The sequence below is a fragment of the Streptomyces sp. NPDC058525 genome (assembly GCF_042719495.1).
Lineage (GTDB): Bacteria > Actinomycetota > Actinomycetes > Streptomycetales > Streptomycetaceae > Streptomyces.
Map to the genome: position 1 here is coordinate 42,874 of NZ_JBHXNP010000057.1, position 13,479 is coordinate 56,352.

Genomic DNA, 13,479 nt, shown 5'->3' on the forward strand with positions numbered 1-13,479 from the left:
CCGGTCAGGCCACCCGGGCGATCACATACCGGAAGATGTTCGGCAGCCAAACGGCCCCGTCGGGCCGCTCGTACGGGTGAAGGGCGACGGCCAGCTCCTTCTCCGCCAGCGCCGGATCGGCCATCCCGAACGGCGCCGCGTCATCGGCATAGGCATCTGCATCCGCATCGGCATCGGCTCCGGCGGAGCCGGTGCCCGCGACGGGGTACAGCCCCGTCGACAGCAGCCCGCGCACCGCGCTGTCCACGTCCGCGTAGCCGAACGGGCAGAACACCCGCCCCGACCCGTCCGGGCGCAGCCCGGCCCGCTCCACGAGCGCGTCCAGATCCCGCGGCGCCGGCCCGCCGCCCAGGACCGCGGGCACGGTGCACCGCTCCGCCGGGCCCCAGTCGGCCAGCACCACCGCCCCGCCGCGCCGGACCGCGGGCAGGGCCCGCTCCAGCGCCGCCGGGTCGGGCGAGAAGGCCAGCAGGGCGTCGTACGGGCCGTCCGCCGACGCGGCCGCCGGGGCGGCCGGCGGAGCCGCCAGCACTTCCAGGAGCCGCTCGCGGGCCAGCGCCCGCCGGGCCGGATCCGCCTCCACGCCGGTGGCCGCGGCTCCCCGCCCGGCCGCGAGCAGCAGGGGCAGCCCGGCCCCGCAGCCGAGGCCCAGCAGCCGGTCTCCCGGCCCGACCTCCAGCCGGTCGTAGACCGCCTCGTACAGCGGTACCAGCATCCGTTCCTGGATCTCGGCCCAGTCCCGGGCGACGAGCGTCGCGGTCGGCGTCGGTGTCATAGAAAGAGCGCTCCTGATTCCGTGTCGCCCCCTTGCCCCCGTTGACAGAGAACTCCCCATCCGCCTCCGCGTCCAGAGGAACGAGCCACCCGATTCACGCTCGGCGCGCCGGGCGCCGTACCATTCGCGCCATGGCAAAGGCACCCGTTCTCACCCCGCAGGCGGAGGATTTCCCCCGCTGGTACCAGGATCTGATCAACAAGGCCGAGCTGGCCGACAACGGTCCGGTCCGCGGCACCATGGTCATCCGACCGTACGGCTACGGCCTGTGGGAGCGGATGCAGCAGGAGATGGACGCGCGGATCAAGGACGCGGGCGCCCAGAACGCCTACTTCCCGCTGTTCATCCCGCAGTCGTACCTGACGAAGGAAGCCGAGCACGTCGAGGGCTTCGCCCCCGAGCTCGCGGTCGTCACGCACGGCGGCGGCAAGGAGCTGGAAGAGCCGGTCGTCGTCCGGCCCACCTCCGAGACGATCATCAACGACTACTTCTCCAAGTGGGTCCAGAGCTACCGCGACCTGCCGCTGCTGATCAACCAGTGGGCCAACGTGGTCCGCTGGGAGATGCGCCCGCGCGTGTTCCTCCGTACGAGCGAGTTCCTCTGGCAGGAGGGCCACACCGCCCACGCCACCTACGAGGACGCCCGCGACTACGCCGCCCGCATCCACACGGACGTCTACGGCGACTTCATGACGAACGTGCTCGGCATCGACGTCGTGCTCGGCCGCAAGACCGCCAAGGAGCGCTTCGCCGGAGCCATCAACACCCTCACCCTCGAGGGCATGATGGGCGACGGCAAGGCCCTCCAGCTGGGCACGAGCCACGAGCTCGGCACCAACTTCGCCAAGGCCTTCAACACGCAGTACCTGTCGAAGGAAGGCAAGCAGGAGCTCGTCTGGCAGACCTCGTGGGGCGTTTCGACCCGCATGGTCGGCGGCCTGATCATGTCCCACGGCGACGACAACGGCCTGCGCGTCCCGCCGCGCCTGGCCCACGTCCAGGTCGTCGTCATGGCGATCAAGGGCGACGAGGCCGTGGCGAAGGTCCGCGAGCTGGGCGCCCAGCTCAAGGCCGAGGGCCTGCGGGTGCAGGTCGACGACCGCGTGGACACCCCCTTCGGCCGCCGCGCCGTGGACTGGGAGCTCAAGGGCGTTCCGGTCCGCATCGAGATCGGCCCCCGCGACCTGGAGGCCGGCACCGCGATGCTGGCCCGCCGGATCCCGGGCGGGAAGACCCCGGTGCAGATCGACGCCCTCGCCGACCTGCTGCCCAAGGTGCTGGACGAGGACCAGGCGCAGCTGCTGCGCGAGTCCCGCGAGCGCCGTGAGTCCCGCACCTCGGACGTCGCGACCATCGAGGAGGCCGCCGAGGCCGCCATCGCCGGCGGCTGGGCGCGCATCCCGTGGGCGGACCTGGGCCCGGAGGGCGAGGCCAAGCTGGCCGAGCAGGCCGTCTCCGTGCGCTGCCTGATCGCCGAGGACGGGTCGGTTCCGGAGACGGACGACGCTCCCGGTACCCTCGCGATCGTCGCGCGCTCGTACTGAGCGAAGACCGGCTGATCCGCTGGTCGACTGATCCGCTTGTGCGCCCCGGCGCGCGGCCCGCGCCGCGTGCCGGGGCGTAGTCGTCGTTACGTACCGACTCCTCCTGAGATCGGCGCACCCGTCCTCGTCAGGACGCATGAGAGTGAACTGACTGGTACGTGCAAAAAATTTGGAATGGCCCGGAATCGGAACACCGGGGCACCCCGGCTCGTTGTCACGACGTGAGCACGACACCACCTGTTCTCGCCGCAGAGCTGGCGCAGGCGTGGGCCGACATTCAGCGGTACCACCCCGAGCTGCCTGACCTTGCCGCGCCCGAGTCCCTGATCGGAGAGTCCTCGTCCGCCTGTGGCGCCGAGCTCTCCTTCGAGCGACTGCTGCACGAGGCAGTCCACGGCATCGCCGCCGCCCGCGGTGTCCGTGACACCTCGCGCGCCGGCCGCTACCACAACCGCAGATTCCTCGCGATCGCCGAGGAGATGGGGCTTGACCACTCCGAGGAGCCCCACGCGAGCAGCGGCTTCTCACTGGTCGCGCTCAATCCCGAGGCGAAGCGGCGCTACCGGCCCACCATCGAGCGGCTCCAGCGCGCCCTGAAGGCGCACACGGCCGCCACGGCCGCCGACACCAAGCGCAGCTTCCGCGGACCGGCCGCCCGGCACGGCTCCTCCGGCGGCGGCGTCCGGGTCAAGGCGGTCTGCGACTGCGGCCGCAACGTCCGGGTGGTCCCTTCCGTACTCGCCCAGGCGCCCATCGTCTGCGGCGGCTGCATGAAGCCCTTCCGCATCCCCGAGGTGGCGGTGGCAGCGGCCTCTTGACGCCCCCGCCACCGGACCGGGCGGCGGGGCCGCGCCCGCGGGGCGAGGGGTGCGGGCCCGCCCGCGGCGGCGGCCGGATCACCCCGCTCGGCAGCACCGCAGGCGTATGGCACAATGGCTAGCTGTACTCGACAGTCGCATAGGACCCCTCTCTCCTCCGGCTGACGCGTCCATCGGGCACCCGAGTACCGCAACCCCACGTGGCATCTCATGTGCCCAACCACGTCAAGTTCAGGAGACACCACTCCAGTGGCAGTCAAGATCAAGCTCAAGCGCCTCGGCAAGATTCGCCAGCCGCACTACCGCATCGTCGTCGCCGACGCCCGCACCCGCCGGGATGGTCGCGCGATCGAGGAGATCGGTATCTACCACCCGACCTACAACCCGTCGCGCATCGAGGTCAACGCCGAGCGTGCGCAGTACTGGCTGTCCGTCGGCGCCCAGCCCACCGAGGCTGTGCTCGCCATCCTGAAGCTGACCGGTGACTGGCAGGCCCACAAGGGCCTCCCCGCCCCCGCGCCGCTGCTCCAGCCGGCGACGAAGGAAGACAAGCGTCGCTCCTTCGACGAGTTCGCCAAGGCCCTTGAGGGTGGCGACGCCAAGGGCGAGGCCATCACGCAGAAGGCGAAGAAGGCCGACAAGAAGGCGGACGAGGCTGAGGCCGCCGCCGAGTCGACCGAGGCCTGAGCATGCTCGAGGAGGCTCTTGAGCACCTCGTGAAGGGCATTGTGGACAACCCCGACGATGTGCAGGTCGCCTCGCGCAACCTGCGCCGCGGACAGGTGCTCGAGGTCCGGGTCCACCCGGACGACCTCGGGAAGGTGATCGGCCGCAACGGCCGCACCGCACGTGCTCTGCGTACCGTCGTGGGCGCCATCGGCGGCCGGGGCATCCGCGTCGACCTCGTCGACGTGGACCAGGTCCGCTGAGAAGTTGAATCACCGGCACGGGCCGGGGAGGGCATTCGTGCCCACCCCGGCCCGAGTCGTTTCTGCCCGCGGGCAGAGCCACCATGGACTGAGAAGCCACGACGGAGAGGTACCACCTCCGCGCGAGCGGCGGCGGGCTGGCCGCAAAGAGGAGAGCGAACAGTGGAGCTGGTAGTCGCGCGGATCGGCCGCGCCCACGGCATCAAGGGTGAGGTCACCGTCGAGGTGCGCACCGACGAGCCGGAGCTGAGGCTCAGCCCCGGCGCCGTGCTCCGGACCGAACCGGCGTCGGCGGGACCGCTGACCATCGAGACCGGCCGGGTGCACAGCAGCCGGCTCCTGCTCCGCTTCGCGGGCGTCAAGGACCGCTCCGGCGCCGAGGCGCTGCGCAACATCCTGCTGATCGCGGACGTGGACCCGGCGGAGCTGCCCGACGAGCCCGACGAGTACTACGACCACCAGCTGATGGACCTCGACGTCGTCCTGGAGGACGGCACCGAGATCGGCCGGATCACCGAGATCTCCCACCTGCCCTCGCAGGACCTGTTCATCGTCGAGCGCCCGGACGGCTCCGAGGTGATGATCCCCTTCGTGGAGGAGATCGTCGCCGAGATCGACCTGGAGGAGCAGCGCTGCGTCATCACCCCGCCCCCCGGGCTGATCGACGAGCGCGAGGCGGTCGTCGTCTCCACCCGTGACGAGGACGCCCAGGGTTCCGGGGACGACGCCTGATGCGTCTCGACGTCGTCACGATCTTCCCCGAGTACCTGGAACCGCTGAACGTCTCCCTCGTCGGCAAGGCCCGCGCCCGCGGCCAGCTCGACGTGCACGTCCATGACCTGCGGGACTGGACGTACGACCGGCACAACACGGTCGACGACACCCCCTACGGCGGCGGCCCCGGCATGGTCATGAAGACCGACCCGTGGGGCGAGGCCCTGGACGCGGCGCTGGCCGACGGCTACGAGACGGGCGCGCACGGGCCCGTCATGGTCGTCCCCACCCCCAGCGGCCGGCCCTTCACCCAGGAACTGGCCGTCGAACTCTCCGAGCGGCCCTGGCTGATCTTCACACCGGCCCGTTACGAGGGCATCGACCGCCGCGTCATGGACGAGTACGCCACGCGCATGCCGGTGTACGAGGTCTCCATCGGCGACTACGTCCTGGCGGGCGGCGAGGCGGCCGTCCTGGTCGTCACCGAGGCCGTGGCCCGGCTGCTCCCCGGGGTGCTCGGCAACGCCGAATCGCACCGCGACGACTCCTTCGCCCCCGGCGAGATGGCGAACCTGCTGGAGGGGCCCGTCTACACCAAGCCCCCCGAGTGGCGCGGCCGGGGCATCCCCGACGTGCTGCTCAGCGGCCACCACGGGAAGATCGCCCGCTGGCGGCGGGACGAGGCCTTCCGCCGGACCGCCCGCAACCGCCCGGACCTGATCGAGCGCTGCGAGGCCTCCGCCTTCGACAAGAAGGACCGCGAGATCCTGTCCATCCTGGGCTGGGCGCCGTCGGCGGACGGCCGATTTTGGCGCAGGCCCCGGGCCGTGGAAGAATAGGCGGCTGCTGTGTGCTCGCGGACGCCCCTGCCACAGGGGGACCGTCGCCCGCCGGGTTCCACGGCTCCCGAATTCTCTACGGAAACCCGCACCGGCGACCTGTGGCGTCGTGCGAAGAAAGCAGACGAAGAACATGTCTCACCTGCTCGATGGCGTCAACGCCGCCGCGCTCCGCTCGGACGTCCCGGCCTTCCGCCCGGGTGACACGATCAACGTGCACGTCCGCGTGATCGAGGGCAACCGCTCCCGTATCCAGCAGTTCAAGGGTGTCGTCATCCGCCGCCAGGGCGCCGGTGTCTCCGAGACCTTCACCGTTCGCAAGGTCTCCTTCAGCGTCGGCGTGGAGCGTACCTTCCCGGTCCACTCCCCGATCTTCGAGAAGATCGAGCTCGTCACCCGCGGTGACGTGCGCCGCGCCAAGCTGTACTACCTCCGTGAGCTCCGCGGCAAGGCCGCGAAGATCAAGGAGAAGCGCGACAACTGAGGTCCACTCCGGTGTTCCGGGGTGGCCGGATAGGCTCGCCCACGATGGACACCGAAGCACCTCACACGCAGCGCGGCCACTCTTCCCCCGTCGAGGGGGAGGGGCGGTCGCGTTTTGCGTTGTCCGCGGTCCTCCGGCCGCTGACCTGGCGGCGGGCCGGCGCGCTCGGCGTGATCTGCACCGTCTTCCTGCTGCTGTTCAGCAATTTCGTGGTCCAGCCGTTCCTGATCCCGAGCCGCTCCATGGAGCCGACGCTCGAGGTCGGCGACCGGGTCCTGGTCGACAAGCTGGCGTACCGTTTCGGCGAGCAGCCGCGCCGCGGTGACGTGGTGGTCTTCGACGGCACCGGATCCTTCGTACGGGAACGCCCCGCGGGCCATCCGGTCGGCGAGCTGCTGCACGGCGCGGCCTCGGCGCTCGGGCTCGCGGAGCCGGCCGACACCGACTTCGTCAAGCGGGTCGTGGGCGTCGGCGGCGACGACGTGGTGTGCTGCGACGCCGGGGGCCGTATCGAGGTCAACGGCGTCCCGCTGGAGGAGCCGTACCTCTACCCGGGCGACGCGCCCTCGAAGGTGCCCTTCCGGATCGTCGTACCCCTTGGGACCCTGTGGGTGATGGGTGATCATCGGTCCCAGTCCCGGGATTCCCGGGACCACCTGGGGGAGCCGGGCGGGGGGATGGTGCCGGTGGAGAAGGTGATCGGGCGGGCCGAGTGGATCGGCTGGCCCCTGTCGCGCTGGGGCACGACCGGCGGCGGCCATGGGTAGCCGCGGGCGGCCGCGCGGCGGACGGGAACCCGAAGGGCCCGAGCGCAGACCCGAGCCGGAGCCGGAACCCGTCGTGGCGGAGGGCGGCCGGGCCGAGCGGCGCCGGCTGGCCCGCCGGGTGCGGCGGCGCCGCCGCACGCGCCGGGCGGGTGAGCTGCCCCTGCTGGTGGTCGTGGCGCTGTGCATAGCCCTGCTGCTCAAGACCTTCCTGGTGCAGGCCTTCTACATCCCGTCGGGTTCGATGGAGCAGACCATCCGGATCGGCGACCGGGTGCTCGTGGACAAGCTGACCCCGTGGTTCGGCTCCGAGGTCGAGCGCGGCGACGTCGTCGTGTTCAAGGACCCCGGCGGCTGGCTCACCCGCGAGGCCGCCCGGCCCGCCCCGGACCCGGTCGGCATCAAGCAGATCAAGCAGACCCTCACCTTCATCGGCCTGCTGCCCTCGGCGGACGAGCAGGACCTGATCAAGCGCGTCATCGGCGTCGGCGGGGACACCGTCAAGTGCTGCGACGCGCGGGGGCGGGTCAGCGTCAACGGCTCGCCGCTCGATGAGCCCTACGTGAACGAGGGCAACGCGCCCTCGGAGATCCGCTTCGAGGTGCGGGTGCCGCCGGGCCGGATCTTCGTGATGGGCGACCACCGCGCCAATTCCGCCGACTCCCGCTACCACCTCGACGAGGCCTTCGAGGGCACCATCGACGAGAACGAGGTCGTCGGCGAGGCCGTGGTGATCGCCTGGCCGTTCGGGCACTGGAGCCGGCTGGACACGCCCGCGACCTTCCGGATGGTCCCCGATCAGGCGCGACGCGAGGCACAGGGGCGTCGTCGGCGCCGTCGGACCCCGCCGTTCGCATAGTGTGTCCTGGGTCTCCCGCGCCTTAGGGAACTCCCGCTCGTTAAGGGAGGGGAGGGCCCGCTTTCCGTTCGGGGCGGGCGGCGAAATCCGACTGAGGAGTGGATGTGGGGGACGTGGCGGTAGGCGCACGATCCGGACGCGACGAGGGTGAGGAGCGGCCGGACGACGCCGTCAGGCACGAGGCCGAGGAGGACGGAGCGAAGGCGCGCCCGCACCGCTCGTTCTGGAAGGAGCTTCCGCTCCTGATCGGCATCGCGCTGCTGCTGGCCCTGCTGATCAAGACCTTCCTCGTGCAGGCGTTCTCGATCCCGTCCGACTCGATGCAGAACACCCTGCAGCGCGGGGACCGGGTGCTGGTCGACAAGCTCACCCCGTGGTTCGGCTCCGAGCCCGAGCGCGGCGAGGTCGTCGTCTTCCACGACCCGGCGAACTGGCTGTCCGGCGAGCCCACCCCGGAGCCGAACCTCGCCCAGCAGATCCTCAGCAAGATCGGTCTGATGCCGGACGCCTCCGAGAAGGACCTGATCAAGCGGACCATCGCCATCGGCGGGGACACGGTCGAGTGCAAGAAGGGGGGACCGGTCATCGTCAACGGCAAGGAGCTCGACGAGCCGTACATCTTCCCCGGCAACACCCCCTGCGACGACGCCCCCTTCGGCCCCCTCACCGTGCCCAAGGGCAAGATCTGGGTGATGGGCGACCACCGCCAGAACTCCCAGGACTCCCGCTACCACATGCAGGACTCCACCCAGGGCTTCGTGCCCGTGGACAAGGTCGTCGGCCGGGCCGTCGTGGTCGCGTGGCCGATCACCCGCTGGTCCACCCTCCCGATCCCGGACACCTTCGACCAGCCGGGCATCGGCAACCAGGCCGCGGCGACCGCGCTGGGCCTCGGCGCCGCCGGGCTGACCCCGGTCGGGCTGGGTCCGGCCGCGCTCGGGCTGACGGGCGCCGTACCGCTGGTCATGTGGCGCCGGCGGAGGCTGACCACGGGCCGTACCGCCGGGTAGGGTGCCGCCCAGGTCGACGATCTCCGACGTGGGGGCGCTGCAATGGGCGGAACACAGGCAATACGCAGTGGCAAGGACGGCCACGGTGGTCTCGGCAACGTGTTGTCGGGCATCGCCGTGGCCGTCGGCTTCGCGCTCTTCCTCGGCGGTTTCGTCTGGGGAGCGCTGGTCTACCGGCCCTACACCGTGCCCACCGACTCGATGATGCCCACGGTGCTGCCCGGGGACCGGGTGCTGGCCGAGCGCATCGACGGCCGCGAGGTGCGCCGCGGTGACGTGGTCATCTTTACTGATTCCATGTGGAGCGATCTGCCCATGGTCAAGCGGGTCGTCGGCGTCGGCGGCGACACCGTGAAGTGCTGCGGCGCGGGCGGCGAGCTCAGCGTGAACGGCACCGCCCTCGACGAGCCGTACGCCGACCACACCAAGCCCGACTCGGGACTGGCGATGCCGCCCGGGCAGGCCGCGGCCCCCGGGACCCCCTTCGAGGTGACGGTTCCCGAGGGGAACCTCTTCCTGCTCGGTGACCGCCGGGCCGCCTCCGTGGACTCCCGGGCCCACCTCCAGGAGGCCGGGCAGGGCACCGTGCCCCGGTCCACCGTCAGTGCCCGGGTCGACGCCGTGGCCTGGCCCTCCATGGCGATGCTGGAGCGGCCCCGTACGTACGAGGCGCTGCCCGGCGGAACCTCCCGGCCCGGGCCGCTGCGGCTCCAGGTCGTGATCGTGGCGGCCGGCGCCGTGCTGGTGCTGCTGGGCGCCGCGTACGGGCCCCTCGTGCGGGTTCTGGGGCGCGGGCGGCGGCGGGGGCGGGCCGGTGTCCAGTGACCCGTCGGGGGCCGCGGCCCCTTCCCCTCAGGCCCCTTCCCCTCAGGCCCCGTCCCCCGGCGCGCGGAAGGTGTCGCGGCTGATCCTCCTGGACCCGGCGGACCGGATCCTGCTGCTGCACGGCTTCGAGCCGGCGGACCCCGCGGACGACTGGTGGTTCACCCCGGGCGGCGGGCTCGAGGACGGCGAGAGCCGGGAGCAGGCCGCGCTCAGGGAACTGGCGGAGGAGACGGGGATCACACAGGTGGATCTCGGGCCGGTGCTGTGGCACCGGTACTGCTCCTTCCCCTTCGACGGGCGCCGCTGGGAGCAGGACGAGTGGTACTTCCTGGCCCGAACCGCCCAGACGGAGACCGAGCCGGGCGGGCTCACCGAGCTGGAGCGGCGCAGTGTCTCCGGAGCCAGGTGGTGGACCTCCGAGGAACTTCTGTCGGCACGTGAGACGGTGTACCCGACCAGACTCGCCGAGCTGCTCCGTACGCTGCTCGACGACGGTCCTCCGGGTGCGCCGGTGGTCCTGGCCCCGGAAATCGTTTAGGGGCGCGGGGGCCTGGCGCACAATAGGGGGACGCACGGCTGAAGGGGAACATGCCATGAGTGCCGAGGACCTCGAAAAGTACGAGACCGAGATGGAGCTGAAGCTCTATCGGGAGTACCGCGACGTCGTCGGGCTGTTCAAGTACGTGATCGAGACCGAACGCCGTTTCTACCTCACCAACGACTACGAGATGCAGGTGCACTCGGTCCAGGGGGAGGTCTTCTTCGAGGTCTCCATGGCCGACGCCTGGGTCTGGGACATGTACCGGCCGGCCCGGTTCGTGAAGCAGGTGCGGGTGCTGACGTTCAAGGACGTGAACATCGAGGAGCTCAACAAGAGCGACCTCGAACTGCCGGGCAGCTGAGTTTCCTCCGCCGTACGGGTGACCGGGTTATCCACAACGGCGGAGTTGTCCACCAAGATCCACAAGGTGGGCGGGGGCGCGCGATCGTCGGTACCGGAGGTGGTGCCGGATGAACGCGAAGGGCGTGGCACAGCAGGCATTGGGGCGGTACGGCGAGGACCTCGCGGCGCGGCGGCTGGCCGAGGCCGGGATGACCGTGATCGCGCGTAACTGGCGGTGCCGCGGCGGGGAGATCGACATCGTCGCCCGGGACGGTGACGCCCTCGTCGTGTGCGAGGTGAAGACCCGCCGGGCAGGGGCCTTCGAGCATCCCATGGCCGCCGTGCGGCCCGGCAAGGCCGAGCGCTTACGCGTGCTCGCCGGGCGCTGGCTCGCCGACCACGGGGGACCACCGCCGGGCGGGGTGCGCATCGACCTGGTCGGAGTCCTGCTGCCGCGGCGCGGTGCGCCCGTGGTGGAGCACGTCAGGGGGGTGGCCTGATGGGATTCGCCCGAGCCTGTTCGGTGGCCCTGGTGGGCGTCGACGGCGTGGTCGTGGAGGTCCAGGCCGACCTGGAGCCCGGGGTCGCGGCCTTCACCCTCGTGGGGCTGCCCGACAAGACCTTGGTCGAGAGCCGGGACCGGGTGCGGGCCGCCGTGGTCAACTCCGGTGCGGCGTGGCCGCAGAAGAAGCTCACCGTCGGGCTCAGCCCGGCCTCCGTCCCGAAATCCGGAGCCGGCTTCGACCTGGCCGTCGCGGCCGCCGTGCTCGGCGCCGCCGAGGTGGTCGACCCGGCCGCGATCGCCGATCTCGTCCTGATCGGCGAGCTCGGGCTGGACGGCCGGGTGCGCCCGGTCCGCGGGATCCTCCCGGCGGTCCTCGCCGCAGCCGAGGCCGGATACCGGCAGGTGGTGGTCCCGCAGCAGTGTGCCGCCGAGGCCGCGCTCGTGCCGGACGTCTCGGTGCTCGGCGTGCGCAGCCTGCGCCAGCTGATCGCGGTGCTGACCGGCGAACCGGTCCCCGAGGAGGAGCCCCCGGACCCGCCCGGCCGCCCCGACCCGATACTGGCCGGCCTGGTCCTCCCCGGGGCGGGCCTGGGCACGGGCCTGGCGCCCGGCCGCTCCGGTCAGGGCGACGCCGGGGACTTCCCCGACCTCGCCGACGTGGCCGGGCAGCACACCGCGCGCCGGGCCCTGGAAGTGGCGGCCGCCGGAGGCCACCACCTCTTCCTCAGCGGGCCTCCCGGCGCGGGCAAGACCATGCTGGCCGAACGGCTCCCGTGGATCCTGCCGCCGCTCACCCGCCAGGACTCCGTGGAGGTCACCGCCGTCCACTCGGTGGCCGGGATCCTGCCGCCCGGCGAACCGCTCGTCACCCGGCCGCCCTACTGCGCGCCGCACCACTCGGCGACCATGCAGTCGCTGGTGGGCGGCGGCAACGGGATCCCGCGGCCCGGGGCCGTCTCGCTGGCCCACCGGGGCATCCTCTTTTTGGACGAGGCCGCCGAGTTCCACAGCCGGGCGCTGGACGCCCTGCGGCAGCCGCTCGAATCGGGTCACGTGGTCATCGCCCGAGCGGCCGGGGTGGTGCGGCTGCCGGCCCGCTTCCTCATGGTCCTCGCGGCGAACCCGTGCCCCTGCGGGCGCCACACCCTGCACGGGGCGGGCTGCGAATGCCCGCCCTCGGTGATCAGGCGCTATCAGGGCAGGCTGTCCGGGCCGCTGCTCGACCGGGTGGACCTCAGGGTGGAGGTCGAGCCCGTGACCCGGTCCGACCTGCTCGGGCAGGGCGGCCGCGGGGAGTCCACCGCGGCGGTGGCCGCCCGGGTTCGGGAGGCCAGGGACCGCGCGGCGGTCAGGCTCGCGGACACCCCGTGGCGGCTCAACTCCGAGGTGCCCGGCCAGGAGCTGCGCACCCGGTGGCAGGCCGGCCCCGGAGCGCTGGCACAGGCCGAGCGGGACCTGGAGCGCGGGCTGCTCACCGCACGCGGGCTGGACCGGGTGCTGCGCGTCGCCTGGACCGTCGCCGACCTGCGGGGGCGCGACCGGCCCGACGCGCTGGACGTGGCCGTCGCCCTGGAACTGCGCACCGGCATCGCCCGCGGGGCGACCTTGGCGGCGGGGGCCGGGCCATGACGGGGACCGACCCCGGGAGGGGGACCGATTGCGGGACGGGGACCGGCCCCGGGACCGGGACCGACTCCGGGCCGGGGACCGACTGCCGGGCCGGGAGCGGCCGCTGGTCCGGGACCGACCCCGGGACGGGGGCCGACTCCGGGCCGGGGACCGACTGCGGGGCCGGGAGCGGCCGCTGGTCCGGGACCGACCCCGGGACGGGGGCCGACTGCGGGGCCGGGACCGGCTTCGGGACGGCGACCGACTGCGGGGACGGGACCGGTCGCGGGGACGGGGGGTCGGAGCTGCCGGGTGGTGATCTCGGTGCCGGGGGTGGGGCCTGCCGGGGCGGGGGTGCGGAGTGGGAGCGGGAGCTGCTGGCCAGGGCGGCGTTGACGCGGGTGCTGGAGCCCGGGGAGGAGCGGGGCGGGCGCTGGCTGCGGGAGTACGGGGCGGTCGGGCTGATACGGATGCTGACCGGGCCCGAGGCGCAGGCTCCGGCGGGGGCGGGGGCCGAGCGGCTCGCCGGGTACCGCAGACGGGCCGCGCTGGCCGAACCCCGGCGGGACCTGGCGGCGGCCGCCGCGTCGGGGGGCCGGTTCGTATGCCCCGGGTCGGCGGAGTGGCCCACGCAGCTCGACGACCTCGGGGACGCCCGGCCCGTGGGCCTGTGGCTGCGGGGCCGGCCGAACCTGCGGACCTGGGCGCTGCGTTCGGTCGCCGTGGTCGGGGCCCGGGCCTGCACCCCGTACGGGGCGCACATGGCCCAGACCCTGGCCGCCGGGCTCGCCGAGCGGGGCTGGGTGGTCGTCTCCGGAGCCGCCGGGGTTCTTTATCCAGTGCCTGTTGTTGTTCGGACCGACACTCCGAGCCAATGGCAGCCACGTGGGTGGCCGATTCCGGCGTGTTCCCAGTGTCCCGC

16 protein-coding genes and 1 pseudogene are annotated in these 13,479 nt (G+C 72.4%); 16 read left to right on the plus strand and 1 reads right to left on the minus strand.

The genetic code is table 11. From position 1 onward, the window contains the following. Positions 1-4: 4 nt before the first annotated feature. Positions 5-775 (minus strand): methyltransferase type 11, encoded by a 771-nt coding sequence (locus ACFWP3_RS25060; RefSeq protein WP_384224998.1) that lies wholly within the window; start codon positions 773-775, stop codon positions 5-7. 131 nt (positions 776-906) lie between these two features. On the opposite strand from ACFWP3_RS25060, the gene proS reads away from it, so the two are divergent. From proS to ACFWP3_RS25140, 16 genes and pseudogenes are all read left to right on the plus strand, one after another. Beyond that, positions 907-2,319, plus strand: a complete 1,413-nt coding sequence (proS, locus tag ACFWP3_RS25065) for a proline--tRNA ligase (RefSeq protein WP_384225001.1) — start codon at positions 907-909, stop codon at positions 2,317-2,319. A 221-nt stretch (positions 2,320-2,540) separates the two neighbouring features. After that, the gene (locus tag ACFWP3_RS25070; protein ID WP_384225004.1) at positions 2,541-3,137 is read left to right on the plus strand and encodes a hypothetical protein; all 597 of its coding nucleotides are present in this window, start codon (positions 2,541-2,543) and stop codon (positions 3,135-3,137) included. A 249-nt stretch (positions 3,138-3,386) separates the two neighbouring features. Further along, positions 3,387-3,824, plus strand: a complete 438-nt coding sequence (rpsP, locus tag ACFWP3_RS25075) for a 30S ribosomal protein S16 (protein ID WP_351318398.1) — start codon at positions 3,387-3,389, stop codon at positions 3,822-3,824. A 2-nt stretch (positions 3,825-3,826) separates the two neighbouring features. Then, positions 3,827-4,066: an RNA-binding protein gene (locus ACFWP3_RS25080; protein ID WP_007266827.1), complete on the plus strand. Its 240-nt coding sequence runs from the start codon at positions 3,827-3,829 to the stop codon at positions 4,064-4,066. Between the two features lie 162 nt (positions 4,067-4,228). After that, positions 4,229-4,798, plus strand: a complete 570-nt coding sequence (gene rimM / locus ACFWP3_RS25085; protein WP_384225007.1) for a ribosome maturation factor RimM — start codon at positions 4,229-4,231, stop codon at positions 4,796-4,798. Then, a complete protein-coding gene (trmD, locus tag ACFWP3_RS25090; RefSeq protein WP_384225009.1) occupies positions 4,798-5,619 on the plus strand; it encodes a tRNA (guanosine(37)-N1)-methyltransferase TrmD in 822 nt (273 codons plus the stop codon). Before rimM ends, trmD begins: the two co-directional genes overlap by 1 nt. A gap of 133 nt (positions 5,620-5,752) precedes the next feature. After that, positions 5,753-6,103, plus strand: coding sequence for a 50S ribosomal protein L19 (rplS, locus tag ACFWP3_RS25095; RefSeq protein WP_073911044.1), 351 nt, complete (start codon positions 5,753-5,755; stop codon positions 6,101-6,103). A gap of 44 nt (positions 6,104-6,147) precedes the next feature. Continuing rightward, positions 6,148-6,870: a signal peptidase I gene (gene lepB, locus ACFWP3_RS25100; RefSeq protein WP_384225012.1), complete on the plus strand. Its 723-nt coding sequence runs from the start codon at positions 6,148-6,150 to the stop codon at positions 6,868-6,870. Further along, a pseudogene (gene lepB, locus ACFWP3_RS25105) lies at positions 6,863-7,874 on the plus strand (signal peptidase I); the annotation flags it as partial. The gene lepB (ACFWP3_RS25100) and the pseudogene lepB (ACFWP3_RS25105), both read left to right, overlap by 8 nt. Further along, entirely contained in the window at positions 7,840-8,736 is an 897-nt protein-coding gene (gene lepB / locus ACFWP3_RS25110) for a signal peptidase I (RefSeq protein WP_384225014.1), read from the plus strand. The pseudogene lepB (ACFWP3_RS25105) and the gene lepB (ACFWP3_RS25110), both read left to right, overlap by 35 nt. 42 nt (positions 8,737-8,778) lie before the next feature. Then, the gene (gene lepB, locus ACFWP3_RS25115; protein ID WP_384225016.1) at positions 8,779-9,561 is read left to right on the plus strand and encodes a signal peptidase I; all 783 of its coding nucleotides are present in this window, start codon (positions 8,779-8,781) and stop codon (positions 9,559-9,561) included. Between the two features lie 70 nt (positions 9,562-9,631). Then, positions 9,632-10,099 carry an NUDIX hydrolase gene (locus ACFWP3_RS25120; protein ID WP_384225019.1) on the plus strand — a complete coding sequence of 156 codons (468 nt, stop codon included), beginning with the start codon at positions 9,632-9,634 and terminating at the stop codon, positions 10,097-10,099. A gap of 55 nt (positions 10,100-10,154) precedes the next feature. Further along, entirely contained in the window at positions 10,155-10,463 is a 309-nt protein-coding gene (locus ACFWP3_RS25125; RefSeq protein ID WP_005311352.1) for a DUF2469 domain-containing protein, read from the plus strand. Positions 10,464-10,572: 109 nt separating this feature from the next. Then, positions 10,573-10,944 carry a YraN family protein gene (locus ACFWP3_RS25130; RefSeq protein WP_384225021.1) on the plus strand — a complete coding sequence of 124 codons (372 nt, stop codon included), beginning with the start codon at positions 10,573-10,575 and terminating at the stop codon, positions 10,942-10,944. Then, the gene (locus ACFWP3_RS25135) at positions 10,944-12,578 is read left to right on the plus strand and encodes a YifB family Mg chelatase-like AAA ATPase (protein ID WP_384225024.1); all 1,635 of its coding nucleotides are present in this window, start codon (positions 10,944-10,946) and stop codon (positions 12,576-12,578) included. The genes ACFWP3_RS25130 and ACFWP3_RS25135 overlap by 1 nt, the downstream gene beginning before the upstream one ends. Before the next feature lie 380 nt (positions 12,579-12,958). After that, on the plus strand, positions 12,959-13,479 hold a 521-nt coding region (locus tag ACFWP3_RS25140; protein WP_384225026.1), incomplete at its 3' end, for a DNA-processing protein DprA.

Excerpts from the sequence above, each read along its gene's own strand:
- ACFWP3_RS25125 (WP_005311352.1), top strand. The coding sequence starts at position 10,155 with ATGAGTGCCGAGGACCTCGAAAAGTACGAGACCGAGATGGAGCTGAAG.
- lepB (WP_384225016.1), top strand. The coding sequence starts at position 8,779 with ATGGGCGGAACACAGGCAATACGCAGTGGCAAGGACGGCCACGGTGGT.
- ACFWP3_RS25130 (WP_384225021.1), top strand. The coding sequence starts at position 10,573 with ATGAACGCGAAGGGCGTGGCACAGCAGGCATTGGGGCGGTACGGCGAG.
- lepB (WP_384225012.1), top strand. The coding sequence starts at position 6,148 with ATGGACACCGAAGCACCTCACACGCAGCGCGGCCACTCTTCCCCCGTC.
- rplS (WP_073911044.1), top strand. The coding sequence starts at position 5,753 with ATGTCTCACCTGCTCGATGGCGTCAACGCCGCCGCGCTCCGCTCGGAC.
- ACFWP3_RS25080 (WP_007266827.1), top strand. The coding sequence starts at position 3,827 with ATGCTCGAGGAGGCTCTTGAGCACCTCGTGAAGGGCATTGTGGACAAC.
- trmD (WP_384225009.1), top strand. The coding sequence starts at position 4,798 with ATGCGTCTCGACGTCGTCACGATCTTCCCCGAGTACCTGGAACCGCTG.
- proS (WP_384225001.1), top strand. The coding sequence starts at position 907 with ATGGCAAAGGCACCCGTTCTCACCCCGCAGGCGGAGGATTTCCCCCGC.
- ACFWP3_RS25135 (WP_384225024.1), top strand. The coding sequence starts at position 10,944 with ATGGGATTCGCCCGAGCCTGTTCGGTGGCCCTGGTGGGCGTCGACGGC.
- ACFWP3_RS25060 (WP_384224998.1), bottom strand. The coding sequence starts at position 775 with ATGACACCGACGCCGACCGCGACGCTCGTCGCCCGGGACTGGGCCGAG.